Origin of the sequence: Vagococcus humatus (assembly GCF_003950325.1) — a bacterium.
Lineage (GTDB): Bacteria > Bacillota > Bacilli > Lactobacillales > Vagococcaceae > Vagococcus_C > Vagococcus_C humatus.
In genome coordinates, this window is record NZ_PXZH01000004.1 from 51,501 (window position 1) to 76,648 (window position 25,148).

Annotated in this window: 24 protein-coding genes and 1 other annotated feature; of the genes, 5 read left to right on the top strand and 19 right to left on the bottom strand. The window is 35.7% G+C overall.

The features are described 5' to 3' along the window. Positions 1-84 precede the first annotated feature (84 nt). From C7P63_RS07870 to rplK, 17 genes are all read right to left on the bottom strand, one after another. Positions 85-942 (bottom strand): YitT family protein, encoded by an 858-nt coding sequence (locus C7P63_RS07870; protein ID WP_125943626.1) that lies wholly within the window; start codon positions 940-942, stop codon positions 85-87. A gap of 38 nt (positions 943-980) precedes the next feature. Beyond that, complete coding sequence (locus C7P63_RS07875; RefSeq protein WP_243640822.1) at positions 981-1,355, bottom strand: PqqD family protein; 375 nt, start codon at positions 1,353-1,355, stop codon at positions 981-983. After that, positions 1,339-3,267, bottom strand: coding sequence for an OPT family oligopeptide transporter (locus C7P63_RS07880; RefSeq protein WP_125943628.1), 1,929 nt, complete (start codon positions 3,265-3,267; stop codon positions 1,339-1,341). Before C7P63_RS07880 ends, C7P63_RS07875 begins: the two co-directional genes overlap by 17 nt. A gap of 88 nt (positions 3,268-3,355) precedes the next feature. Further along, a complete protein-coding gene (gene pepV, locus C7P63_RS07885; protein ID WP_125943629.1) occupies positions 3,356-4,765 on the bottom strand; it encodes a dipeptidase PepV in 1,410 nt (469 codons plus the stop codon). 128 nt (positions 4,766-4,893) lie between these two features. Further along, positions 4,894-5,844: an L-threonine 3-dehydrogenase gene (locus C7P63_RS07890; protein ID WP_125943630.1), complete on the bottom strand. Its 951-nt coding sequence runs from the start codon at positions 5,842-5,844 to the stop codon at positions 4,894-4,896. A gap of 28 nt (positions 5,845-5,872) precedes the next feature. Next, positions 5,873-7,078, bottom strand: coding sequence for a glycine C-acetyltransferase (locus tag C7P63_RS07895; RefSeq protein WP_243640823.1), 1,206 nt, complete (start codon positions 7,076-7,078; stop codon positions 5,873-5,875). A 206-nt stretch (positions 7,079-7,284) separates the two neighbouring features. Next, a complete protein-coding gene (locus C7P63_RS07900) occupies positions 7,285-7,722 on the bottom strand; it encodes a hypothetical protein (RefSeq protein ID WP_125943631.1) in 438 nt (145 codons plus the stop codon). A gap of 172 nt (positions 7,723-7,894) precedes the next feature. After that, the gene (locus C7P63_RS07905) at positions 7,895-10,570 is read right to left on the bottom strand and encodes a cation-translocating P-type ATPase (RefSeq protein ID WP_125943632.1); all 2,676 of its coding nucleotides are present in this window, start codon (positions 10,568-10,570) and stop codon (positions 7,895-7,897) included. A 221-nt stretch (positions 10,571-10,791) separates the two neighbouring features. Continuing rightward, entirely contained in the window at positions 10,792-11,547 is a 756-nt protein-coding gene (locus C7P63_RS07910) for a tRNA lysidine(34) synthetase (protein ID WP_125943633.1), read from the bottom strand. Then, positions 11,544-13,373 (bottom strand): LTA synthase family protein, encoded by a 1,830-nt coding sequence (locus C7P63_RS07915; RefSeq protein WP_125943634.1) that lies wholly within the window; start codon positions 13,371-13,373, stop codon positions 11,544-11,546. The genes C7P63_RS07910 and C7P63_RS07915 overlap by 4 nt, the downstream gene beginning before the upstream one ends. Positions 13,374-13,442: 69 nt before the next feature. Beyond that, complete coding sequence (gene nadE, locus C7P63_RS07920) at positions 13,443-14,270, bottom strand: ammonia-dependent NAD(+) synthetase (protein ID WP_125943635.1); 828 nt, start codon at positions 14,268-14,270, stop codon at positions 13,443-13,445. Positions 14,271-14,286: 16 nt separating this feature from the next. Beyond that, the gene (locus C7P63_RS07925; protein ID WP_125943636.1) at positions 14,287-15,753 is read right to left on the bottom strand and encodes a nicotinate phosphoribosyltransferase; all 1,467 of its coding nucleotides are present in this window, start codon (positions 15,751-15,753) and stop codon (positions 14,287-14,289) included. A 61-nt stretch (positions 15,754-15,814) separates the two neighbouring features. Next, a complete protein-coding gene (locus C7P63_RS07930; RefSeq protein ID WP_125943637.1) occupies positions 15,815-16,753 on the bottom strand; it encodes a glycosyltransferase family 2 protein in 939 nt (312 codons plus the stop codon). 110 nt (positions 16,754-16,863) lie between these two features. Beyond that, entirely contained in the window at positions 16,864-17,235 is a 372-nt protein-coding gene (gene rplL, locus C7P63_RS07935; protein WP_125943638.1) for a 50S ribosomal protein L7/L12, read from the bottom strand. Positions 17,236-17,293: 58 nt separating this feature from the next. Further along, positions 17,294-17,797 (bottom strand): 50S ribosomal protein L10, encoded by a 504-nt coding sequence (rplJ, locus tag C7P63_RS07940; protein ID WP_125943639.1) that lies wholly within the window; start codon positions 17,795-17,797, stop codon positions 17,294-17,296. Positions 17,798-17,832: 35 nt separating this feature from the next. Next, positions 17,833-17,956: a sequence feature (ribosomal protein L10 leader region), on the bottom strand. 56 nt (positions 17,957-18,012) lie between these two features. Continuing rightward, entirely contained in the window at positions 18,013-18,702 is a 690-nt protein-coding gene (rplA, locus tag C7P63_RS07945; protein WP_125943640.1) for a 50S ribosomal protein L1, read from the bottom strand. A gap of 110 nt (positions 18,703-18,812) precedes the next feature. Beyond that, a complete protein-coding gene (rplK, locus tag C7P63_RS07950) occupies positions 18,813-19,235 on the bottom strand; it encodes a 50S ribosomal protein L11 (protein WP_125943641.1) in 423 nt (140 codons plus the stop codon). A 305-nt stretch (positions 19,236-19,540) separates the two neighbouring features. On the opposite strand from rplK, the gene sdaAB reads away from it, so the two are divergent. Together sdaAB and sdaAA are read left to right on the top strand one after the other, a co-directional pair. Then, complete coding sequence (gene sdaAB / locus C7P63_RS07955; RefSeq protein ID WP_125943642.1) at positions 19,541-20,206, top strand: L-serine ammonia-lyase, iron-sulfur-dependent subunit beta; 666 nt, start codon at positions 19,541-19,543, stop codon at positions 20,204-20,206. A 14-nt stretch (positions 20,207-20,220) separates the two neighbouring features. Then, entirely contained in the window at positions 20,221-21,093 is an 873-nt protein-coding gene (gene sdaAA / locus C7P63_RS07960; protein WP_125943643.1) for an L-serine ammonia-lyase, iron-sulfur-dependent, subunit alpha, read from the top strand. Between the two features lie 54 nt (positions 21,094-21,147). Here the strand turns inward: sdaAA and C7P63_RS07965 are convergent, their stop codons facing one another. Together C7P63_RS07965 and C7P63_RS07970 are read right to left on the bottom strand one after the other, a co-directional pair. After that, entirely contained in the window at positions 21,148-21,534 is a 387-nt protein-coding gene (locus C7P63_RS07965; RefSeq protein ID WP_125943644.1) for an HsmA family protein, read from the bottom strand. Between the two features lie 121 nt (positions 21,535-21,655). Continuing rightward, positions 21,656-22,525, bottom strand: coding sequence for an alpha/beta hydrolase (locus tag C7P63_RS07970; RefSeq protein ID WP_125943645.1), 870 nt, complete (start codon positions 22,523-22,525; stop codon positions 21,656-21,658). Positions 22,526-22,921: 396 nt separating this feature from the next. Between C7P63_RS07970 and C7P63_RS07980 the strand changes: the two genes are divergently transcribed. Genes C7P63_RS07980 through C7P63_RS07990 form a run of 3 tightly spaced genes read left to right on the top strand, consistent with a single transcriptional unit; the run spans position 22,922 to position 25,052 of the window. Beyond that, positions 22,922-23,236, top strand: a complete 315-nt coding sequence (locus C7P63_RS07980; RefSeq protein WP_000420682.1) for a YdcP family protein — start codon at positions 22,922-22,924, stop codon at positions 23,234-23,236. A gap of 15 nt (positions 23,237-23,251) precedes the next feature. Next, complete coding sequence (locus tag C7P63_RS07985) at positions 23,252-23,638, top strand: YdcP family protein (RefSeq protein WP_000985015.1); 387 nt, start codon at positions 23,252-23,254, stop codon at positions 23,636-23,638. 28 nt (positions 23,639-23,666) lie between these two features. Beyond that, positions 23,667-25,052 carry an FtsK/SpoIIIE domain-containing protein gene (locus C7P63_RS07990; RefSeq protein WP_000813488.1) on the top strand — a complete coding sequence of 462 codons (1,386 nt, stop codon included), beginning with the start codon at positions 23,667-23,669 and terminating at the stop codon, positions 25,050-25,052. The last annotated feature ends 96 nt before the right edge of the window (positions 25,053-25,148 follow it).

The window sequence follows — 25,148 nt, forward strand, 5'->3', positions numbered from 1 at the left end:
ACCACCTTTCTTAAAAACCTTTTTTTGTATTTTTATACATAGTTAATCATAACAAATGTTCATTAATAAAGAATGAGTGTTTCATTAAAAATCATCACTTGATTGAAAGCGCCCCAAAAGAGATGAAGTGGGCTGAATATTAACAAATGCTTCTGGATCAGTTAAGTGAATAATTCGCTCTAATTCATTTAAATCGTATTTAGAAATAACAGTTGTTATCACCGAGGTGTCTTCTCCCGTATGAAGTCCTGTTCCATTCCAAACCGTTGCTCCGTGTAAGAAATGTTTTAAAGCCTCCATAAATCTTTCTGGATGTTTAGAGAAAATTGTCACAGTAATTCGCTGTTGTTGAATATAAAAATAATCAATCATGAAGCTAGCCGTAAAAATAGCAATAACACTATATAAAGCAGAACTCCAACCAAAAGCGATACCTGCTACAACTAAAATACTTCCATTGATAATATTATTGATAAATCCTACTTTTTGCCCTGTTTTTTGACGGATTAACATCACAATAATATCCGTACCACCAGTTGAAAAACCATTTCTAAAACACAATCCTACCCCTGTACCAAGCATAGCTCCCCCAAAGGCTGCAGCTGTAAATCTTTCTCCAACAATTTGTTGAATAGGAACTACTTTTAAAGCAATAACATTGGTAGCTACGGCTAAAATACTAAAAAAAGTATAGGATTTTCCTAGTTTAAACCAAGCAACAATAATTAATGGAATATTAAGTAACAAAACAAAAGTGGCAACATCTGTTGCAAATCCCATATTCTTCATAAATGACGTGATTAATTGCGCTATACCTGTAATACCGCTAGAATAAGTTTTTGCCGGCAGCAGGAAAAAGTTCAATCCTACTGCCGACAAAATACCGTATAAACTAGCAATGACAAAGCGATATAGCATGTTGAATGTTTTCGAATCTTTCATTCGATCACCTTGCCTTACTATAAAATTATCAGAAATTTTTATTTAACTAATTGAATCCAATTTTCTTCTTTATCCAAATAATTCAGATATAAAATGAGACGGTCATATAACTGAGCACTAGCTTCATCATACTGAGCTGCTAACTCTTGACCTATTTCCCGAACCGTCTTAGAACCATCTACTTGTTCAAAGACAAAACTACTATATTTATCTAGAGTAATATAAGTTTGTTCAGGAATTTTAAAATATAATTTTCTAAAAAAACGCTGCGTCCAATGATTTTGTTTTTTTGTCACAACAATCTGGCCTTCTTTTTTTTGATAGTTTATGTTTGGATTTTTCATAAAAATCAAATTAAGATAAGGATCCTCTGTTGCATCATACACTTTAGGCTTTTTATTTGTCACTTTCACTAGAAGTTCCCTCATTTCGTGTTTTCAGTATTGGTAAAATACTTAACACTACTAAAAGAACTAATAGTAAGTAGGCACCACTATTTCCACCTAAGAATCCTGAAGGAGTTCCTGGTGTAATCACTTTAGAAACTTGTAAGATAATACCAATTAACCCAATGATAGAACCTCCAGCGATCAATCCTGAAGATAAACTAATTCCGTTAGTAACGCGTTCTTCACGAACTGCATCATCTTTACTAATTTTTTCAACTAAGACACGAACAAGTGCCCCAATTAAAATAATAGAAGTAGTTGAAATTGGAAGATAAGCTCCTACTGCTAAACTCATAACAGATAAGTCTAGTAAGAAGAAAACAATTCCTAACACAATTCCCACAATAACCATTAGCCATGGTAATTTACCTTGCATAATACCTGAAGTTAATGTAGCAATTAAGTTAGCTTGTGGCACTGCAAATGGTGCTTCTTCACCAGTAATAGCAATTTGTGGTGCTAATAATTGGATAATTCCAATAACTACTACCACACCAACAATACCTGAAATCATGAAATATTTTCTCATTTCTTTAGAGCTACCACCCATGATAAAGGTTGCTTTTTGTGATTGCATGTAACTACCAGCAACGGCAATTACTACTACAACAAATGTTCCAAACATTAACAATGTAACGTTATGAGCATCTGTTGTCCAACCCATTACTAAGAAAACAAGCGTCATAATAACTAAAGATGCAATAGTCATACCGGATACTGGTAAGTTAGAAGTACCGATAACCCCAGTTAAACGACCAGATACAATTGCAAATAACATACTTAAAACAATTGATAAAATAGCTCCAACAATAGCTACAGATGCACTTCCTGAAATAATGAAGCCACCTACAAAAGTTAATACAATCCCTGCTAAAAGAACAATAATACTAGATGCATCACTATCGCCATCTTTATCTCTTGATTTTAAAGTTTGAGAGATAGATGTATAAATAGTTGGAATCAATTGAATAGCTCCAATTAATCCACCACTAATCATCATACCTGCCCCAATATATTTTGTATAAGAGCCAGAAATTTCATTAACAGTTACTTCACTTACTAATAAATTAGCAGAATCCCAAACAGTTGCATTAGCATTAGCTAATTCTGTAAAGTAACCAATCAATGGGATAATAGCAAAGTTAGTTAAAATAGATCCAGCAAACATTGTTACTGCTACTTTTAACCCTACAATAAAGCCAATCCCTGAAAGCATTGGGTTAGCTTCAATTTCCATTTTACATTTATAAAAACCATTACTTACATAACTTACTACGTTATTCACTACACCGAAAACTGAACCAGTTAAAGAAGTTAATACCCCACTAATTGCAAAACCGATTCCCATATTTTTAAGAGAATCTCCTCCAGCATCTGATGCAACTAATGATTCAGAAATAGCCATAGCTTCAGGATATACTAAGCGACCATGTTCTTGAACCAACAAGTAGTCTTGAACTAATGTTGTTGCACCAATACTGAATAGTACCGCAGCTATCCCAATAATGACCCCATGAATAAAATTCACATGACCACCAATTAAAATAACAGCAGGTAATACGAAAATCATCCCACTAGCAATCGACTCGCCACCGGTTGACATCCCTGATAAAATGTTTTTACTTAAAATACTTTTTGACTTAACAAACATTGCTACTAAACCAGAACCAATAATTGAACCAGGAATTCCTGCTGCAACAGTTAACCCTACTTTCATACCAGAGTAAGCTGTTGAAGCCGCAAATATAATAGCTAATAAAATCCCAAAAATAAGAACAAGGGTTCCACCACTCTTCTGGTGTTTACCATCAGGAACATAAGGAACGTAATCTTTTCCGTCTACACCACCGTAGGCATCTTTCGACAATTTCTTCATGTTTTTTTCCTCCATTTTTAATCAGTTATCATAAGAACGAATTGGGACACTGACTTTTAAAGTGCCCCAACCATTCCTATGTATTTTATTATTTGATTAATTGATAGATTGCATCTGCATAAATAACAGCTGCTTTATAAATATCTTCTACATACATATATTCATTTGCTTGGTGCATAACATCTTCGCGTCCTGGGAATAACGCGCCGTAAGCACAACCACGTTCGAATAAGCGAGCGTAAGTACCGCCACCAATTGTTTTTTCTACTCCTTTTTCACCTGTGTATTTTTCATAAGTGTCTAAGAATGTTTTAACCATTGGATCTGTAACTGGTGTGTAGTGTGGATCTTGAGCACCAGGAGCTGCTTCAACATGAGCTTCTGTTACATGAGCTTTAACTTGCTCAACAATTTTATCTACACCTGATCCTTTAGGGAAACGAACGTTAGTTAAAATTGTTGGTTCATCGCCTAAACCGTAACGGAACATGTTAGGACTTGAAGTTAATTCTCCCATTGTTTCATCTACATGGTCAATTCCTACTTTTTTACCTTGGTAATCATCATGTAAGAATTTAGCTGTATTGTTAATATATGCTGCATCTTTTCCATCAAAAGCATAGTCAGATAGGAAGTTGCATAAATGAGTAGCAGAGTTAATACCTGCTTTTGGATTTTGAGCGTGAGCTTGTTTACCAACTAATTTAATAGTGATAACTTGTCCATCGATTTGAGCTTCGCCGCCTAATTTATTGTCTGCAATATATTTTTCAAAAGCTGCTTTCATCTCATTGATGTCGCCATTTTTAACAGTTACTTTCACTGTTGCGTCACCAGGTACCATGTTAGCTGCAATACCTGAGTTCATTTCTTCTAAAACATAATCCCCATCTTTTTTAGGAACATCTGGGAATGAAAGAATATAAGAAGCAATTCCTTTTTCACCGTTAATGATTGGGAACTGAGCATCTGGTGAGAAACCAAAATCTGGCATTGTTTCGCTAGCACGGTAACGATCCATACAATACCAACCACTTTCTTCATCAGCACCTACAATAAAGCGCACTTTTTTAGAAACTGGTAAGCCTAATTCTTTAATAATTTTAAGACCATAATAAGCTGCCATAACAGGCCCTTTATCATCGCTTGAACCACGAGCATAAAGTTTACCATCTTTAATAACTGGAACAAATGGGTCAGTTTCCCAGCCATCGCCAACAGGAACAACGTCAACGTGTCCTAAAATACCAAATGTTTCATCTCCATCACCAAATTCAATATGTCCAGCAACATTTTCAATATTTTTAGTTACAAAACCATCACGTTCACCAAATTCTAAGAATTTTTGCAATGCTTTTGTAGGTCCAGGTCCAACTGGAAATTCATCTGATTTATTAGCTAAATCCTTTACACTATCGATACGAAGAAGATCATCTAAGTCTTTCATTAATTGATCTTTACGTGAGTCAACTTCCTTTTCCCAATTAATTGTTGTCATGCCTTTTCCTTCTTTCTAAATAGTTTTCACTGCTATGAAATATGAAATAAGTTCATGTCCTTTTTAAACGGACCGGAATAAATGTTGCCCCAACCCTCCTTATATCCTTCTATTTAAAATTAGCCTAATTAGCCTAATTTTTTACCTAATTTATCTAACATGTCCTTGGTCATTGCATCTAAATCATATTGCGGTGCAAATCCCCATTCTTCTTGAGCACAAGTTGTGTCTAAAGAGTTTGGCCATGAATTAGCAATACCTTGTAATTTTTCGCTTACATCGTAATCCATATCAAAATCTGGCATATATTTTTGAATAGATGCTTTGATTTCTTCTGGTTCAAATGACATACCTGAAATATTAAAAGCATTTCGGTGAACAAGTTTTTCTGGATCAGCGTTCATTAATTTAACAATCGCATCAATAGCATCTGGCATATACATCATATCCATATAAGTACCTTTGCCAATTGGTGATGTGTAGTGTCCTTTTTCAATCGCTTTGTAATAAATTTCAACAGCGTAGTCAGTCGTTCCCCCACCTGGAAGTGTTTCGTAAGAAATAAGTCCTGGGAAACGAACTCCTCTTGTATCTACTCCATATTTAGTATAGTAGTAGTCACATAGTAACTCTCCTGAAACTTTTGTTACACCGTACATAGTTGACGGACGTTGAATAGTATCTTGTGGTGTATTGTCAGCAGGAGTTCCTTTACCAAAACAGCCGATAGAACTTGGTGTAAAGAATTTAAGATTAAGTTCTCTTGCTACTTCTAAGGCATTTACTAAACCAGTCATATTAATATGCCAAGCAACTTGAGGTTTTTCTTCTGCTACTGAAGATAATAGAGAAGCTAGGTGAACAATTGTGTCCACTTCGTATTTTTTAGCAAGATCTAGCATTTTATCAGCATCTAAAACATCTAATACTTCAAAAATACCTTCTTCTACTACTGGATTGCCTTCTACTTTTCTAATATCTGTTGCAATCACGCTATCCATACCATTATCTTTTCTTAAACGCATAACTAATTCTGAACCGATTTGACCTAAACAGCCTGTTACTAATACTTTTTTCATTCCCAAAATCCCTCCAAAATTCCGTCGTTTATTTGATAATACCTAGTTCTTTACCAACTTTTTCATAAATTGCAATGGCTTCATCTAACATTTCTTTAGTATGAGCTGCGTTTGGCATATTACGTACACGCCCTGTTCCCATTGGTACTGTAGGGAATACGATTGGTTTTACATAAACACCATTTTCAATTAATTTTTTAGAGAATTTTTGAGCTAATAATTCATCTCCTAAAATAACTGGTGTGATTGGTGTTTCAGATTTACCAATGTCATAGCCAATTGCTTGTAATTTTTCTTTAAAGTAGTTAGCGTTATCCCATAAATCTTGTACATAATGATCGTCTTCTTGCATTAACTCAATCGCTTTTTTAGCTGCTGCTGCTGCACCAGGTGTTAATGATGTAGAGAATAAGAATGGACGTCCTTGAGATTTCAACCAATCAATTAGACGTTGAGATCCAGCTACATAACCTCCAACTACCCCAATAGCTTTAGATAATGTTCCCATTTGGAAATCAATTTTATCTGATAAGCCAAAGTGTTTAACTGTTCCAGCACCTTTTCCTAATACGCCTGAACCATGAGCATCATCTACATAAGTAATTAAGTCATATTTTTCAGCAATGCGAACGATTTCTGGAATGTTAGCAATATCCCCATCCATTGAGAACACACCGTCTGTGATATACATAATTTTTTTGTATTGACCACTTTCTACGGCTTCTTTCGCTTTTTGCTCTAAATCTTCCATATCTTGGTGTTTTACACGAATAATTTTTGCGCGTGATAAACGGCAGCCATCAATAATAGAAGCGTGGTTTAATTCATCAGATAAAATTGCATCTTCTTTTGTCATAACAGCTGAGATAGCTCCCATATTACAGTTGAAACCTGATTGGAAAGCAATCGCTGCTTCAGTTCCTTTAAACTCTGCAATTTTATTTTCTAATTCTTCATGAATTTTCAGAGTTCCGTTAATAGTTCGAACAGCTCCAGCTCCTACGCCGTATTTATCTGTTGCCTCATTACATACTTGCATTAAATCAGGATTGGTTGCAAATCCTAGGTAGTTGTTAGAAGCAAGGTTAATCATGCGTTTGCCATCAATTGTAATCTCTGGACCGTTTGCACTATCTAACACATCAATTGTGTTGTATAAACCTTTTTCTTTCAAATTAGCTAATCCTTCATCTAAAAAATGTTCTAAAGATTTGCTCATTTTGTTTTTATTCATTTTTATACCCCCGATTATCAAAAGTTATGTTTCCCTTACACCCTCTATGTTAACTTTTTTTACAAACGCTTACAATGGCTATAGACCATTTATTGCAAAACTCTTATAGTTCTATTAATAAAAATTTAATCTATTACCTATAATATTAACACATAAAAAATAATATATGTATTGTTATTAAAAAATGTTCTTTTTTTAATGTTCCTTTAGTTTTTTAATGCTAGAGTAGTAATCCGTTTAATACAAAAAGCAATTCCATTTGTTGCCTCGTCCTGGATTTTTTCAGCTTGATTGAAGGCTTCAACATCTAACAGATTTTTTTCTGTATCAATAGAATCCAACATTTGTTGGCATCCTTTGATATAATCATCATAATTTTTTTCTAATTTTTTGTGAATACCAATAACTTTAACAGGAGCTCTCATCTGTAATAGCTGCTTATAAATATTTTTATAAGTTGCTACCCCTTTGGCAAATTTATTAGAAATTTCTTCTAACTGTTCTTTTTCTAATTGATCAGTTGTTTTTTTATCTATAGCTGAACGTAACACCATAAAGTGTTCATTTAACGTTTCACCTATTTCCTCTGTTTGTTGAACCAATTGATTAATTTGTTGAATATAATAGCTCATATCGACTTTCATAAAAATCCTCCTTTGCTTTAATAGTAATTTTACACTGTTTTAGCCAATAACTAAAGAGAACATAAAAAAACAGGCTAAAATTAATCTGTCTTCTTATATTTTCATAAAACTCTTCAAATGTTCATTTACTAAAATAAAAAAGAGACTCTTTAACCGAGTCTCTTTTTTACATTTAATTAGTATAATGATATTTTTTACGTTGGAACCATTTGACTAACTCTACAATGACTACCATCATAATAGAAGCAATCACAACCATTCCCCACTGATAACCATCTAAGTGAGCAACCTGGAATAAATCGTTAAAACCAGGAATGACAATCGTAATAGCTAATAAAACAAAGGAAAGTAAAATCGCATAGTTAAATGTTTTGTTTCTGAAAATTCCTACTTTAAAAATAGATTGGTGAACAGATTTCACATTAAAGGCATGTAGAAGCTGAATCAGTCCTAGAGTTGCAAATGACATAGTCAAAGCATCTGCATGAATCGCTTCGTAAGTGTTGTGAACCGGATAAGCTATGGCAAATCCGTAAACACCTAAAGTTAAAGCAGCTTCCACAATTCCTTGGTAAATAATACTACTTAAAACCCCACCAGATAAAAAGTTAGAACTTCTACCTCTTGGTTTTTGCTGCATAACATTTTTCTCAGCAGGTTCTAAACCTAAAGCAATCGCTGGGAATGTATCAGTTACCACATTAATCCAAAGTAGATGAACAGGAAGTAAGGTATCCCAACCAAACAACGTTGCAATAAATAAAGTTAACACTTCACCTAAGTTTGCTGCTAATAAATATTGAATAGTTTTTTGAATGTTAGAGAATACTTTCCGTCCTTCTTCAACTGCTACAATAATAGTTGAAAAATTATCATCAGCTAGTACCATGTCACTAGCACCTTTTGATACTTCCGTACCAGTAATCCCCATACCGATACCAATATCTGCTGTTTTAAGAGCAGGAGCATCATTGACTCCGTCTCCTGTCATAGCTACTACTTTACCTTCATTTTGCCAAGCTTTTACAATTCTAACTTTATGCTCTGGTGACACCCGTGCATAAACAGAATATTGGGACACTTTTTTAGCAAACGCTTCGTCAGATAAATCGTTTAACTCTGCTCCAGTAATAACGGACTCTGAATGGCCTTTTTCTAAAATACCTAACCGAACTGCAATAGCTTCAGCAGTATCTCGGTGATCCCCTGTAATCATAATTGGGCGAATACCTGCTTCTTTGGCTACTTTAACAGCATTAGCTGCTTCTTTACGCTCTGGGTCAATCATACCAACCAAACCTGAAAAGACTAAATCTTTTTCCAACGTTTCTGATGAAATAGACTCAGGTAACTTATCTACTATTTTATACGCCATAGCTAACACACGTAATGCTTGAGTTGCTAATTGTTTGTTCGTATCTAAAATCAATTGACGTTCAGTCTCGTCCATCTCACTTACTTGACCCGCTACTTCAAATTGCGTACTGCGTTTTAATAATTCATCAGGTGCCCCTTTAACTGCTACTAAATATTGACCAGTAGATAGTTTGTGGACAGTCGTCATTAATTTACGCTCAGAGTCAAAAGGAATTTCTTCCACTCGCGGCTCTTCTTTTAATACTTGTTGCAAATTAAACTGTTTATCCATACCAAATTGAACCAATGCTGTTTCAGTTGGATCTCCAATCAATTGACCTTCTGATCCGACTTTTGTATCGTTACACATATTCATAATTTTTAATGTCATATTGGTTAAATCAATGGCTGCACTAGCTGGTTGAATTTGATTGTTAGTAAAAATTTGTTCCACAGTCATTTGATTCATAGTCAAAGTACCGGTTTTATCTGAACAAATAATTTCAGTACTTCCTAATGTTTCAACAGCAGGTAATTTTCTAACTAGGGCATTTCGCTTCGCCATTTTTTGTGTACCTAATGCTAAAACAATGGTTACAATAGCAGGCAATCCTTCTGGAATAGCCGCAACAGCTAAAGACACAGAAGTTAATAGCATTTCAACCCAGGTATTGTTGCCACGAATCATCCCAACACCAAACATCACAACACAAATAACTAAAATAGCTATGGTTAAAACTTTTCCTAAATGATTCAAGTTTTCTTTTAATGGAGTATTGGTTTCATCTGCTTGGGCTAACATACTAGCAATTTGCCCTACTTCAGTATCCATTCCAGTCCCAACTACAACCCCAATTCCTCGGCCATAAGTAATATTACTGTTCATGTAGGCCATGTTTTTACGGTCACCTAAACTGGTTTCTGGATCTGTCAGTAAATCTAAGTGTTTTTCAACTGGAACAGACTCACCGGTTAAGGCTGCTTCTTCTACTTTTAAGCTAGCAGTCTGAATCAACCGTAAGTCAGCTGGAACTACATCTCCTGCTTCTAACTGAACAATATCTCCTGGCACTAGTTCTGTACTTTTGATCATTGTAGTAACCCCGTCACGAATCGCATTAGCATGAGGGGTAGACATATCCTTCAGCGCCTCAATTGCCTGCTCAGCTTTCGCTTCTTGAATCACTCCAAACACAGACATAATCATAACTACTACGATAATCATAATAGCTTCTACTTTATCTCCTGTAAAATAAGAAATAACAGCAGCCGCTAGTAAGATGATAATCATAAAATCTTTAAACTGATCTAAAAATTTAGATAAAAGTGATTTTTTCTTACCTTCATCTAATTGGTTATGTCCGTAAGATTCTAACCGATTTTTTGCTTCAGCTGAGGTTAACCCTTTTTTACTAGTTTTAAACTCAGTTAAAACATCTTCTTCCTTTTGCATAAAATATTTTTTATGCGATTCTTCTTTGCTCTGTGGCATTCTTTTTCCTCCTTATTATTTTTTGTAGTACATATAAACAAAAAGAGACTTGTGTATGCACTACAAAAAGAACATACATAAGTCTCACTATTTAAGACAACACCAGAATTAAATTCAGTGTTGGTGATGTTGCCACGACAGTTGCCGCTAGTTACTCCCTTATGAGTATGATATTAAGTTTATTATACATGGTTTAACGAAGGTTGCAAAGATTTTTCTCATTAATCTTTTATCTCCATACTTTTTGCCCAAAAGTCATTCTCTGTCCCTTGTTCCATCCCTCGAATAAATTTTTTCCGAATATCTGGATAATTTTCTGATAACTGAGTTACTAGTTGTTTCATCTCTTCTCGCTTCGTCTTTTTATCAGCTGGACAAGGATTAAAAATTACTGGTAGTTCCTCTCTTTTAACCAACCGTTTAATTTCCATTTCTTCAATGTAAATTAAAGGGCGAATAATCGAAAGATCCATCTTGCTTAAATAGCTAATTGGTTCAAAGCTGGCTAATTGCCCATGTAATAAAAAGTTCATAAAATAAGTTTCAATCGCATCATCTACATGATGGCCTAACGCAACTTTTTGACAACCTAATTCTTTCGCCCGGTTATGTAAAATTCCACGTCTAAGCTTAGCACAAAGAGAACAAGGAGATCTTTCTTGTCTAACATCAAAGACAATTGGAGCAATTTGAGTCGGAACAACCTCTAGTTCATACCCGAGTTCTGAAACAAATTCTTGCAAAGGTGTAATGTCCATATCCATTCCCATATCTAGACAAATAGGAACGATCTCAAAAGAAAAACCTAATCGTTCCTCTCGTCTAATTCGATCTAGTAAATAAAGTAAGGTGGTACTATCTTTTCCTCCACTTAGACCAATGGCTACTTTATCTCCTGGTTCAATCATGCGATGATTTAAAATAGCTCGTCTAACTGGATTATAAAATCGGCGATTATCCCGCTTTGAAAAACTCATTCTTTTTTTCCTCCAAAAAAACCTTGTTTTAGGCTATATTGTTCACCAACTGTTATATCATATTGGATGAGTTGGTAGTCTTGATAAATTTGTTGCTGCTTGTTATTCAGTGATAATTCTTTGTGATACTTTCCTTCATAGTAATATCTGCCTCTCTCAAAAGCAGGTAAATAGCTGAGTAAGGCTTGACGTAGTCTGTCAAAACCAGTTAAAGGCAAGTTGGCTAATTCTTTTGTTAATAAGGTAAAATACTGAGGACTTAAAACTGTTGTCTGGTAATCTGGATAAGCCTTTGCCTCTTTTGAACTCCAAATAAAAAATTCTGTTTCATGTAACTTGTCTGACTTATGTTGTTTTCTAATCTCTTCAGGATAAAGACTAGGGAGATGATCCCCGTAATATACCACAATACTAGGTTGTTTCAGCTTGTTTAGTTCCTCAATAAACTGAGCAACAGCTTGGCTAGAATAAGCTAAATCTTGACTATAATTTTCTAGCTTTTTATTCACTGGCTGAGTTTGATAATCACTTTGTAAGTATTTATTCTGATACGGTAAATGACTTTGCATCGTTACTAAATGAAATAGCTTAGGAACAGAAGGATCTTCTTTTAACATGTCTAGCGTTTTAGAAAAAACAGCTTGATCTGGAACATAGGGATTATTACCTAGCTTTTCCACTGTCGAAAAAGAACTCTCCTCTAAAAATTCGTCAAAACCCAATCTCGTATAAACTTCTCTTCTTTTATACATAGAAGTATTATACGGGTGAATGGCAATCGATGTATAGCCTAAATTTTTCATATCTGATACAAAAGAAGGAAAACGGGTTTGCTTAGGAAGTAACATAGTATAGGGTGTGGTTAGTTGAGCATTAAATAAAGACATATTAAAGCCTGTGAGTGCTTCAAATTCGATATTGGCTGTGCCACCACCATAATTTTCTGACAGCATACTTCCTTGATAAACACTGTCTTTTCCAATTTGCCAATAATCTTTTAACGGATCAGGACTGACAGTTATTCCTTTTAACCGATTAGGATTAGAAAAACTTTCTGATAAAACCAATATAATATTAGGTTTGTCAGTAATAACTGGTTTATCTTTTTCACTTTTCTGATACTTGTTGACAATCTGATGAATCGTCTTTTCTGAATAATTTTTAGGTTGCTCCATTGGAATAACTTCTAAATTATACAAGAAACCTGCCACAAAACCAACATTATAATAATTCATTTTTTGACTATAAGGCACCCACTTAGCTGTTCGGTCATAAGCTTGTTTCAACTGATTATGAGGATAGTTAAAATGAGACACATAGCATAAACTTACACTGCTTAGTATAAGGCACATTACTCTTAACAGTTGTTTTCGCCAAGGTAAACTAAAACTAGTTATAACACCAACTAATACTAACAAAAACATAGCTAATAAACTAACTAACAAGATAATAAATAACGGTGTAGGTAGTAAATCTTTTAAAAAAGTAAGTTCTTTTAAATAATAAAAATCTTCTGGATATAAAGGTTCCATACGTCCCTTCATTTTGTAAACATTAGCTAAACCAACTAAGAGGATCATCCACATAAAAAAGACTCGGGCTTTAGCTCTATTTCCAATCCAACTAATACAAGCAACTAACACTAGAAATAAGACTAGATTACTTAGCCAAAATTTTTCAACGTGCCAGTTAAAACCAAATAAATAAACCAATGAAAAGGAATAATTATTTTGGCACCACTGTAAATATAAATTAGCTAAAACAGATAAAAATAAATCAACTAAGAGGATCTTGAAGACCTGTGTTCCTTTAACATTTTGTGACATACTTCTAACTCCTTAATTCCTTTCATCAAAAAAGCACCGTGCTTATAATCAGCCGGTGCTTCTCCTACACTATTTCCAAAAATCATCAAATAATGTAATAGGCAAATGACGTTTATGTTGTGTACGATTGTACCAACTTTCAATTTGTTGAACTGCTTTATCTGACACCTTGCGACCTTCTAAATAGTCATCAATTTCTTCATAAGTTACTCCTAAAGCTACTTCGTCACTTAATAAAGGTTTGTCATCTTCTAAGTCAGCTGTAGGAATTTTTTCATATAAAGCTGGATCTGCTTGTAAAACTTGTAACAGTTGTTTGCCCTGACGTTTGTTTAATCTAGCTAGAGGCAAAATATCTGCTCCACCGTCTCCAAACTTAGTAAAAAAGCCAGTAATATTTTCTGCGGCATGATCCGTTCCTACTACCGCTCCCTTACAAGTTCCTGCTACAGCGTATTGAGCAATCATTCGTTGACGTGCTTTAATATTCCCTTTATTAAAATGAGTAATCGCTAATCCTTGTTGAGTTAAAACTTGGACCATTTCATCTACAGCTGGTTTGATATTAATCACTAACTCTTGATCTGGCTGAATAAAATCCATCGCTTTTTTAGCATCCTGTTCATCTGCTTGGACCCCGTAAGGTAGTCTAATACCAATAAACTGATACTCATTATCTTTGGTTTCTGCTCTCATTTCAGAGATAGCTATTTGAGAAAGACGACCGGCTAAAGTAGAGTCTTGTCCTCCACTAATACCTAAAACTAGTGTTTTTAAAAAGGGATGCTTGTATAAGTATGCCTTTAAAAAATCCACACTTTTACGGACCTCTTGTTCTGGATCAATACTTGGTAACACATGTAGTTCTTCTATAATTTGTTGTTGCTTACTTAACATGAGATCCCCTCTCTTTCTATTTATCTTTACGACGAACTTCGCTACGAACTCGGTCAATAATTCGCATTTTATGATCATAAGCTTCTTGAGATAAATCTACTGGATAAAGCTGAGGGTTTAAATCTCGTTTATATTCTTCCCACAGATTATCATGATTTTCTTTCGCTAATTGTTTAATCTCTTGTAAACTAGGAGACTGATACACAAGTTCCCCCTTAACAAAAATATCTTGTAAAATAGGACGTGCTTCAAAGTTATGAACTGTTTTATTGATGTAGGTATAAACAGGATGGAACATGTACAACTCTTCTAATTCATTTGGATTTTCATGCCAAAGCGTGACATAATCTCCTTCTGATTTTTGCGTATCTTTTTGAGTAATACGCCAAACTTGTTTTTTACCTGGAGTAGAAACTTTTTCAGCATTATTAGATAATTTAATTGTATCTGCCATTTTTCCTTCATCATTTTCAATGGATACTAATTTATAAACTGCACCAAGGGTTGGTTGATCGTAGGCAGTAATTAATTTCGTTCCTACACCCCAAACATCAATTTTAGCTCGTTGCATTTTTAAGTTAAGAATAGTTCCTTCATCTAAATCATTAGAAGCATAAATTTTAGCATCTGGATAGCCTGCCTCATCTAACTGTTTTCTAACTTTTTTAGAAATATAAGCCATATCTCCACTATCAATCCGAACACCTAAAAAGTTAATTTGATTGCCTAATTCATTAGCGACGCGAATCGCACTAGGCACTCCTGATTTTAATGTGTCGTAAGTATCCACTAAAAAGACACAATCTTTGTGAGTTGCCGCATAGGCTTTAAAAGCTTCATAATCATTTTGATACACTTGAACAAGAGAGTGAGCATGGGTACCACTAGCAGGAATCCCAAACATTTTAGCTGCTCTCACATTACTAGTCGAATCAAAACCACCAATATATGCTGCTCTTGTTCCCCAAATAGCCGCATCCATTTCTTGAGCACGACGTGAACCAAATTCCATAATCAAATCTTCCCCAACAACTGAACGAATTCTAGCTGCCTTAGTAGCAATCAGGGTTTGATAATTCACCACGTTAAGTAAAGCCGTTTCTACTAACTGACAATGAGCTAGCGGCCCCTCTACTTGAACGATTGGTTCATGATTATAAACAAGCTCTCCTTCAACTGCTGAACGAACTGTACAGGCAAATTTAAAGTTTTTTAAATAGGTTAAAAATTCTTCTGGGTAGTTTGTGGTTTCACGTAAATAATCAATATCAGTCTCAGAAAATTTTAACTGTTGAAAATAATCTATTAAACGCTCTAACCCTGCAAAAACAGCATAGCCATTTTTAAATGGCATATTTCTAAAATAGCATTCAAATACTGCATTGCGATCAGCTCGCCCTAATTCCCAATATGTTTTCATCATATTTAATTGATACAAATCTGTGTGTAGCGCTAAACTATCATCTGGACGTAAATAGCTCATGATGACACTCCTATCTATAAATTCTATCTATAAATGCATTGATTTAATTATAACACGATTTTTATTTTTCTTTCACTTTATCCCTCTCCCGTATTAAATAAATCGGTCGTTTTTTAGTTTCTAAGAAAATTTTACTAATATATTTACCGACAATGCCTAGAGATAGTAACTGAAGACCTCCTACAAATAAAATAATACAAACAAGAGAAGGCCAACCTGGTGTAGGATCCCCGTTTATCAGAGTCCGAATAATGATAAACAACAGAGCTAACCCAGATAAGACACAAGAACCAATCCCTAACAACGACACAAAAGTTAAGGGCATATCTGAAAAATCAATCAGGGCTTCTAGAGAATATTTCACTAGTCCAATAAAAGACCAAGATGTTTCTCCCGCTACTCGTTCTTGATTATCATAAGATAAGTAGCATTTTTTAAAGCCTACCCAATTAAAAAGACCTTTAGAAAATCGGTTATACTCTGTTAGTGTTAACACACTATCTACTACTTGACGAGTCATCATTCTAAAATCTCTTTCCCCTAATTCAATCGGTGTTTTAGATACCTTTTGCATCAGTTTATAAAAGCGATTAGCAAAAAAGCTACGGAAATAAGGTTCCCCTTGTCGGTTAGTTCGTTTAGTTCCTACACAATCGTAACCTTCTTCAGTAATTAAGGCATACATTTCTTTTAAAAGTCTAGGTGGATCTTGTAAGTCTGCATCCATCAAACAAACTAAATCCCCAGTACTTGCTTGTAGCCCAGCATAAATCGCTGCTTCTTTTCCAAAATTACGAGAAAAAGAGATAAAATGGAGTTGATCTGGATATTGATGGTGTAATTTTTTTATTTCAGCTAAAGTTCGATCAGTGGAACCATCATCTATAAAAATATATTCGGGTACAACTGGTAACTGTTCAAGATGACTAGCAACTTCCTTAAAAAAAATCGGAATCATTTCTTCTTCATTTAAGCAAGGGATAATAATTGATAACTTCATGGTCATTCCTCATTTTTAATCTTTTGTCTATTATAGCACGACTAAAAAAACTAGAAACAACAAAAAAACCACAGAGTCTAGTGACTCTGTGGTTTTAGAATAATCAAAGATTATTTTAATGTTACTGAAGCGCCAACTTCTTCTAAAGCAGCTTTTAATGCTTCTGCTTCTTCTTTGCTTACGCCTTCTTTAACTGGTGCTGGAGCGCCATCTACAACAGCTTTAGCTTCTTTAAGTCCTAAGCCAGTTGCTTCACGAACAGCTTTGATAACTTTAACTTTTTGAGCGCCAACTTCTGTTAATTCAACAGTGAATTCAGTTTGTTCTTCAGCGCCACCTGCTGCTGCGCCTGCTGCTGCTACAGCTACAGGAGCTGCTGCAGATACACCAAATTCTTCTTCAATAGCTTTTACTAAGTCGTTTAAGTCTAAAATAGTTGCTTCTTTTAAATCAGCAACAATTTGTTCAATGTTTAATGCCATTTTGTAATTCCTCCATAGTTTTCATTGTTTTTTATGTTTTTATTAGGTTAGGCTGCTATTAAGCAACTTCTTCTTCTTTTTTGTCGATAACTGCATTGACAGCGTAAGCCACGTTTCTGACTGGAGCTTGTAATACAGATAGTAACATAGATAGTAATCCTTCGCGGTTTGGAAGTTTTGCCAATTCTGTGATTTGTTCCACTGAAGAAACTTTTCCTTCAATGACACCACCTTTAATTTCTAATGCTTCTGCTTTTTCAGCAAAGTCATTCATAATTTTAGCTGGTGCAACCACATCCTCGTTACTGAATGCTACAGCTGTTGGTCCTACGAATACATCTTCCATACCTTCTAATCCAGCTTGTACTGCTGCACGAGAAAGAATAGAATTTTTGATAACACGCATTTCCACACCTGCATCACGTAATTGTTTACGTAATTCAGTTACTTCTTCTACTGTTAAGCCACGGTAGTCAACAACAACAACAGATGCTGCGTCTTTGAATTTAGCTGATACTTGATCAACTATTTGGGCTTTTTTAGCAATTGCTACTTCACTCACTTGATTCACCTCCTGAATAATAGATGGTGGAGATTTTTTATACAAAAAAACTCCATGCCACCGTTGACATAGAGGGACTATTGTTACTCACAATATTGTCCTCGGTAGGAAATTAAGGTAAAAACCACCTACTGTCTTCGGTACATATAAAATCTTTGACCTAGATAATTCTAGCAAAATAAATTACCTAGGTCAAGATAATTAGTGTTAAATTTTTAGATACTTGATGGATCTACTTTGATACCAGGTCCAAAAGTAGTTGTTACAGCTAGGTTCTTGATGTAAGTACCTTTTGTAGCTGCAGGTTTAGCTTTCACGATAATATCATGAATAGTACGGAAGTTTTCTTCTAATTTTTCAGCGTCGAATGAAACTTTTCCGATTGGCACATGAACGTTACCAGCTTTATCAACACGGTAAGTTACTTTACCAGCTTTAACTTCTTCAACTGCTTTTGTTACGTCCATTGTTACTGTACCAGTTTTAGGGTTTGGCATTAAGCCTTTAGGTCCTAAAACACGTCCAAGACGACCAACTTGTGCCATCATGTCAGGTGTTGCAACAACTACGTCAAAATCAAACCATCCACCTTGGATTTTTTCAACTAAGTCTGCTTCGCCAACAAAGTCAGCTCCTGCAGCTTCAGCTTCTTTAGCTTTTTCGCCTTTAGCGAATACTAAAACAGTTTGTTTTTTACCAGTACCGTTTGGTAGGACAACAGCCCCACGAATTTGTTGATCCGCTTTTTTAGGGTCAACATTTAAATGATAAGCAACTTCTACAGTTGCATCAAATTTTGCAATATTTGTATCTTGTGCTAAAGCAACGGCTTCAGCTGCTGAATAAGATTTTGTAGTATCAACTTTTTTTAATGCATCTTGCATTTTTTTGCTTTTTTTAGCCATTTTGTTTCCTCCTTGATTGTGGTTATAACGGTAGAACCTCCCACGGAATTCATATTTTTCAATACGAACCGACTGAGAAGCTACTTCTTAGTGGTTACATGTCTATAAAATTATTCGACTGTAATCCCCATGCTTCGTGCAGTACCTTCAACCATGCGCATAGCTGCTTCAACGTCAGCTGCGTTTAGGTCCGCCATTTTTGTAGTTGCAATTTCTCTAACTTGATCTTGTGTTACAGTTGCAACTTTTTTCTTATTAGGTTCGCCTGAACCTTTATCAACTTTAGCTGCTTTTTTCAATAGAACTGCTGCTGGTGGAGTTTTTGTAATAAATGTAAATGAACGATCTTCATATACAGAAATTACAACTGGAATAATTAAACCAGCTTGTTCTTGTGTACGAGCGTTAAATTCTTTACAGAAGCCCATAATGTTTACGCCTGCTTGACCTAAAGCTGGACCAACTGGTGGTGCCGGATTTGCTTTACCTGCAGGAATTTGCAACTTCACGATTTTTTCTACTTTTTTTGCCACGAGACATACCTCCTTAAGTCCGTGATGTGGTTATGTGGGGATCAAAATTTCCCCTCCCACGTCTATTTCTTTTGTATAAAAGAAAATACGTATTTCTACGCACCCAAACATTATACCATGTTTCCATTTTTTATCAAGCGTTATTTATATTTTAGTTCTTTTCTTTTGACCATACAATGAAAAAGGTTTTAACTGTTTTTAATAGCTTTTTTACTCCCTAATAAAATGCTTTCAATCTATTTAAGTTATCATGTATGATAGTATGAAGAACAATTATTAATTTAAACAGAAATGAGGAAAATAAAATGGCTGGACAATTTAAAAGTGTGTTTGATGTAATCGGTCCTGTTATGATTGGACCAAGTAGTTCACATACTGCTGGTGCTGCTCGAATTGGAAAAGTAGTACGAAATATTTTCGGTGAACAGCCTGACTCTGTAGATATCTGGTTATATGAATCTTTCGCTAAAACTTACCGTGGACACGGAACAGATATCGCCTTAGTTGGAGGTATCTTAGGGATGGAACCAGATGATGAGCGTTTAGCAGATTCTCTTCGTTTAGCTTATGACAAAGGAATCGAAATTGCTTTCGTTCCTAAAAAAGAAAAAGCTGAGCATCCTAATCAAGTGACCATGATTTTGAAAAAAGGACAACGGACTATGAGTGTGACAGGTATCTCAATTGGTGGAGGAAACATTCAAATTTCTGAATTAGACGGATTTAAAATGCACCTTAACATGGGAACTCCAACCTTTGTAGTCGTACATACAGACAAGCCTGGGGTTATCGCTAACACTACTCGGTTATTCCAAGAGCAAGAAGTAAATATCGGCACTATGACAGTTACTCGAGTTTCTAAAGGTGAAACAGCAATTATGATTATCGAAGTAGATGACAAAAACAGCGAGTTTATTGTCCAAAAATTAGAACAAGTACCTTTTGTTGACAGCGTATCATTTTTTAATTAAAGAGGAGGCGTAACATGTTTCAAACCATAGAAGAATTACTTAAATTAGCAAAAGAATATGGCTCTATCTCAGAAGCTATGATTCAAACTGAAATGGCGGCTTCAGGTGATGACCGAGAAACTATTTTAGAAAAAATGCGTCGGAATAAAGCTGTCATGTTTCAATCTATTGAACAAGGAGTAGCAGGGGTTACTTCTGTCACTGGCTTAACTGGTGGAGATGCTACTCGCTTAAATACTTATTTAGATACTCATGAATTTTTAAGTGGCCACCACATTTTAAAAGCTGTGCGAAATGCCGTAGCGGTTAATGAGGTTAATGCTAAAATGGGACTTATTTGTGCAAACCCTACAGCAGGAAGTGCTGGAGTAGCGGCTGGTGTTTTATCCGCAGCAACAGAACAATTGAACTTAACCGAAGAACAACAATTAAACTTTTTATTTACTGCTGGAGCTTTTGGTTTAATCATTGCTAACACTGCTTCAATTAGTGGGGCTGCTGGTGGTTGTCAAGCGGAGATTGGTTCGGCTAGTGCTATGGCTAGTGCTGCCTTAGTAGAAGCTGCTGGTGGAACTCCTGAACAAAGTGCTGAAGCCATTGCTATCACCTTAAAAAATATGATGGGACTGATTTGTGATCCAGTTGCTGGACTAGTGGAAGTTCCCTGTGTTAAACGAAATGCCCTAGGAGCATCACAAGCCTATATCTCAGCAGATATGGCATTAGCTGGCATTAAAAGTGTCATCCCAGCTGATGAAGTGGTTGTGGCTATGGGCCGAGTTGGAAAACAAATGCCCACAATCTTTAAAGAAACGGCAGAAGGTGGCTTAGCTATGACTCCTACTGCCCAAAAAATTACGCAAGACATTTACGGCAATAAAGAATAAAACTAAAGTCACTGGAAAAACTCCTCACGAGCTCTTCCAGTGACCTTTTTTGTATTAAATAATACCCATTCCAACTAACATACCTAATAAGAAGGAAATCACCCATAACGTCCAAACACCTAGACTAAATTGATGGAATTTCTTCTTCGCTGCTTGGCTTCCTTTGTTGTATACCCAAATAGCCCAAATCAAATGAAAAACCATTAAAAAGATTGCTAGACCACCAGTAATCTGATGCATGCCAAGTGATTGACTCCCGCTAGCTTGAGCTATTCTAGTCATTAATGTAGTGCCTATTGTATCAAAAATAAGGCCTCCACCAAAAAAGTAAAGATGTTTTTTCTGAATAGAGCCTGACAGTTTTTCTCCAAAAACTCCTAAACTATACAAAATTAAGGCAATTACCATGGAAATAGTTGCTAATATCAATGTTGTACTCATAAAAAATCCTCCTAAACAACAAGTGACAGACTGTCACTTTGATATAAATGATTATAGTGACACTTCGTCACTTTGTCAACAAAAAAAAGATGAGATAGTCTCATCTTTTTTTATTTTCTCTTTAACTCCATAAATAATGGGCTACCAACTGATCCACTTCTTTATTTTCATGTAGCAAACTATGCTGAGCCATCCAACCACTTACCCGATATTCTTCATATTGTTTCACTCTATCTTTAACTAAAAAACCTAATGAACGAGCACTATCGATGGAGACTAATCCATCACTGCGACTACGGTTTTTTAAATCACCATACACATTTAAAATCTTTAAATTTTTAGGAATCCGTTGTTTAAACGCATGAATATAGCGGTAAGTTTTAAAAAAACGTTTAGGGCCATTGCTGCCTAAATCATAAATTGTTCTACCAGTAGCATGAACTAGTTCTCCGTTAAAAGGCGCTCCAATTGCTACAAATTTATTAGTTATTGGAATATCCAGCCCATTTCCCGCTTCCACAAAGTACCGCATAATAGCTACTCCACCCATTGAATGTCCTACGAAATTTAACTTAGTTATATGAATGTGCCTAGCTAGCTCTTCTACTACTTGTTTTAACCAAAGTGCTTGTTGCAATTCTGTCGCATTGGCATTTTCAAAAGTGACTTGAATAATAGGGTTTTGTTTAGCTAAAACATTATCCCAAGCTCCCAAGACTGAAATCTCTCCCTGTTCACTTACCCACACATCCAGCACCTTTTTAGCTAGGTGTTGAGCTTCAAACCGAGCAATCATCCCTCCTAAAGAGCGTCTTTTTCCAAAAGTACCATGGAGCATAATCGTAGGAATAGCTTCTACTTCCACTGGTTTAACAATTAACTGTTTAAATCTATCTTTTTCCTTGAGATAATCTAACCATTTTTTCCCTATGAAAGTAGCTCCAACACTTAAACCAATTAGTTTCCATCCAAGATGTTTTGTCACAATCATCACGGCCTTTCATACAGTTAGAATAGCAAAAAAAGCTAAAATCTACCATCCTTTTATACTAAAAATAGCATAAAAATCTAGTTATCCGCATAAAAACTGGACTTATCACACTTTATCAAGGTCAAAACCACTCAATTTACTACTAATTTACTACTTATGAATGAGCTTTGATACGACGATTTATCCTTGAAAAGTGAAGATATAAAGATACTTCCAATAAAATTTGAATATTTAATAGGTAGACACTTCAAAAAATGAGGTGTCTATTTTTTTACCCGATTTTGAAAGGAAGTGAACTTATGAAAACAAAAAATCAAGAATCAAAAGGTCGTTCCCCACTCTTTAAGACCATCAAACATTCATTCAGCCAATAAAAAAGAAAGGATAGGTAAAAATATGGAACTTAAATTTGTGATTCCCAACATGGAAAAAACATTCGGCAATTTAGAATTTGCTGGCGAGGATAAAGTCGTTCAGCGAAGAATCAACGGACGGCTAACTGTCTTATCAAGAAGCTATAATCTCTATTCTGATGTTCAAAGAGCAGATGATATTGTGGTGGTGCTTCCTGCTGAAGCTGGCGAAAAACATTTCGGCTTTGAGGAACGTGTGAAGTTAGTCAATCCACGTATTACCGCAGAGGGCTACAAAATCGGCACTCGTGGTTTTACAAATTACCTTTTACATGCTGACGACATGATAAAAGAATAAAGAAAGAGAGGAAAAATGATGAGATTAGCAAATGGCATTGTATTAGATAAAGACACGACTTTTGGAGAATTGAAATTCTCTGCTCTACGTCGTGAAGTGAGAATCCAAAATGAAGACGGGTCGGTTTCAGATGAAATCAAGGAACGTACCTATGACTTAAAATCCAAAGGACAAGGACGCATGATTCAAGTAAGTATTCCTGCCAGCGTGCCTTTGAAAGAGTTTGATTATAACGCACGGGTGGAACTTATCAATCCCATTGCGGACACCGTTGCTACTGCCACCTATCAAGGAGCAGATGTTGACTGGTATATCAAGGCAGACGATATTGTGCTGACAAAGGATTCTAGTTCATTCAAAGCTCAACCACAAGCAAAGAAAGAACCGACACAAGACAAATAGTCGCTAGGTAGAAAGGAGACTTTTTCGCATGAAACAGCGTGGTAAAAGGATTCGCCCATCTGGTAAAGATTTAGTCTTTCATTTTACGATAGCGTCACTCCTGCCTGTTTTCCTGCTGGTTGTCGGACTGTTTCATGTGAAGACAATCCAGCAGATCAACTGGCAGGATTTTAACCTATCACAAGCAGATAAGATTGACATTCCCTATTTAATTATCAGTTTCAGTGTCGCAATTCTTATCTGCTTGCTGGTAGCGTTTGTATTCAAACGGGTTCGCTATGATACGGTTAAACAACTTTACCACCGTCAAAAACTGGCAAAGATGATACTTGAAAACAAGTGGTATGAATCTGAACAGGTCAAAACAGAGGGTTTCTTTAAAGATAGTGCTGGTCGTACAAAGGAAAAGATAACCTACTTCCCTAAAATGTATTATCGACTTAAAAATGGCTTGATACAGATACGGGTGGAAATCACGCTGGGAAAATATCAAGACCAACTCTTACACTTGGAAAAGAAATTAGAGAGTGGCTTGTACTGTGAGCTGACGGATAAAGAGTTAAAGGATTCCTATGTGGAATATACTTTGCTCTATGACACCATAGCCAGTCGTATTTCTATTGATGAAGTAGAAGCTAAAGATGGTAAACTTCGCTTAATGAAAAACGTATGGTGGGAATATGATAAGCTCCCTCATATGTTGATTGCTGGTGGTACAGGTGGCGGTAAAACTTACTTTATACTGACACTGATTGAAGCCTTGCTTCATACAGATTCAAAACTGTATATTCTTGACCCGAAAAATGCTGACCTTGCGGACTTAGGTTCTGTGATGGCAAATGTCTACTATAGAAAAGAAGACTTGCTTTCTTGCATTGAAACATTCTATGAAGAAATGATGAAACGTAGTGAGGAAATGAAGCAGATGAAGAACTATAAGACTGGCAAAAATTATGCTTACTTAGGTCTCCCGGCACACTTCTTAATCTTTGATGAATACGTCGCTTTCATGGAAATGCTGGGAACAAAAGAAAACACCGCAGTTATGAATAAGCTGAAACAGATTGTCATGTTAGGTCGTCAAGCTGGCTTCTTTCTAATACTGGCTTGTCAACGTCCAGACGCAAAATATTTAGGCGACGGAATCCGTGATCAGTTTAATTTCAGAGTGGCTTTAGGTCGTATGTCTGAAATGGGCTATGGCATGATGTTTGGCAGTGACGTACAAAAGGATTTCTTCTTAAAGCGAATCAAAGGTCGTGGCTATGTTGATGTAGGAACAAGTGTCATATCAGAGTTTTATACTCCCCTTGTACCAAAAGGATATGATTTCTTGGAGGAAATTAAAAAGTTATCCAACAGCAGACAGTCCACGCAGGCGACGTGCGAAGCGGAAGTCGCAGGTGTGGACTGATCTTGCTGGCTGGTGTGGCAATAGCCACGCCAGCACTTAACCCCCCGTATCTAACAGGGGGGTACAAATCGACAGGAAACAGTCAAAAAAACATTA

What these genes read in the sequence shown, in the direction of transcription:
- pepV (WP_125943629.1), bottom strand. Translation starts at nt 4,765, where the DNA reads ATGACAACAATTAATTGGGAAAAGGAAGTTGACTCACGTAAAGATCAA.
- C7P63_RS07980 (WP_000420682.1), top strand. Translation starts at nt 22,922, where the DNA reads ATGGAACTTAAATTTGTGATTCCCAACATGGAAAAAACATTCGGCAAT.
- C7P63_RS07925 (WP_125943636.1), bottom strand. Translation starts at nt 15,753, where the DNA reads ATGAGCTATTTACGTCCAGATGATAGTTTAGCGCTACACACAGATTTG.
- C7P63_RS07915 (WP_125943634.1), bottom strand. Translation starts at nt 13,373, where the DNA reads ATGTCACAAAATGTTAAAGGAACACAGGTCTTCAAGATCCTCTTAGTT.
- sdaAA (WP_125943643.1), top strand. Translation starts at nt 20,221, where the DNA reads ATGTTTCAAACCATAGAAGAATTACTTAAATTAGCAAAAGAATATGGC.
- nadE (WP_125943635.1), bottom strand. Translation starts at nt 14,270, where the DNA reads ATGTTAAGTAAGCAACAACAAATTATAGAAGAACTACATGTGTTACCA.
- C7P63_RS07970 (WP_125943645.1), bottom strand. Translation starts at nt 22,525, where the DNA reads ATGATTGTGACAAAACATCTTGGATGGAAACTAATTGGTTTAAGTGTT.
- C7P63_RS07965 (WP_125943644.1), bottom strand. Translation starts at nt 21,534, where the DNA reads ATGAGTACAACATTGATATTAGCAACTATTTCCATGGTAATTGCCTTA.
- C7P63_RS07905 (WP_125943632.1), bottom strand. Translation starts at nt 10,570, where the DNA reads ATGCCACAGAGCAAAGAAGAATCGCATAAAAAATATTTTATGCAAAAG.
- C7P63_RS07870 (WP_125943626.1), bottom strand. Translation starts at nt 942, where the DNA reads ATGAAAGATTCGAAAACATTCAACATGCTATATCGCTTTGTCATTGCT.
- rplL (WP_125943638.1), bottom strand. Translation starts at nt 17,235, where the DNA reads ATGGCATTAAACATTGAACAAATTGTTGCTGATTTAAAAGAAGCAACT.
- C7P63_RS07900 (WP_125943631.1), bottom strand. Translation starts at nt 7,722, where the DNA reads ATGAAAGTCGATATGAGCTATTATATTCAACAAATTAATCAATTGGTT.
- C7P63_RS07880 (WP_125943628.1), bottom strand. Translation starts at nt 3,267, where the DNA reads ATGAAGAAATTGTCGAAAGATGCCTACGGTGGTGTAGACGGAAAAGAT.
- sdaAB (WP_125943642.1), top strand. Translation starts at nt 19,541, where the DNA reads ATGGCTGGACAATTTAAAAGTGTGTTTGATGTAATCGGTCCTGTTATG.
- rplA (WP_125943640.1), bottom strand. Translation starts at nt 18,702, where the DNA reads ATGGCTAAAAAAAGCAAAAAAATGCAAGATGCATTAAAAAAAGTTGAT.
- C7P63_RS07890 (WP_125943630.1), bottom strand. Translation starts at nt 5,844, where the DNA reads ATGAAAAAAGTATTAGTAACAGGCTGTTTAGGTCAAATCGGTTCAGAA.
- C7P63_RS07990 (WP_000813488.1), top strand. Translation starts at nt 23,667, where the DNA reads ATGAAACAGCGTGGTAAAAGGATTCGCCCATCTGGTAAAGATTTAGTC.
- C7P63_RS07930 (WP_125943637.1), bottom strand. Translation starts at nt 16,753, where the DNA reads ATGAAGTTATCAATTATTATCCCTTGCTTAAATGAAGAAGAAATGATT.
- C7P63_RS07985 (WP_000985015.1), top strand. Translation starts at nt 23,252, where the DNA reads ATGATGAGATTAGCAAATGGCATTGTATTAGATAAAGACACGACTTTT.
- C7P63_RS07895 (WP_243640823.1), bottom strand. Translation starts at nt 7,078, where the DNA reads ATGAATAAAAACAAAATGAGCAAATCTTTAGAACATTTTTTAGATGAA.
- C7P63_RS07910 (WP_125943633.1), bottom strand. Translation starts at nt 11,547, where the DNA reads ATGAGTTTTTCAAAGCGGGATAATCGCCGATTTTATAATCCAGTTAGA.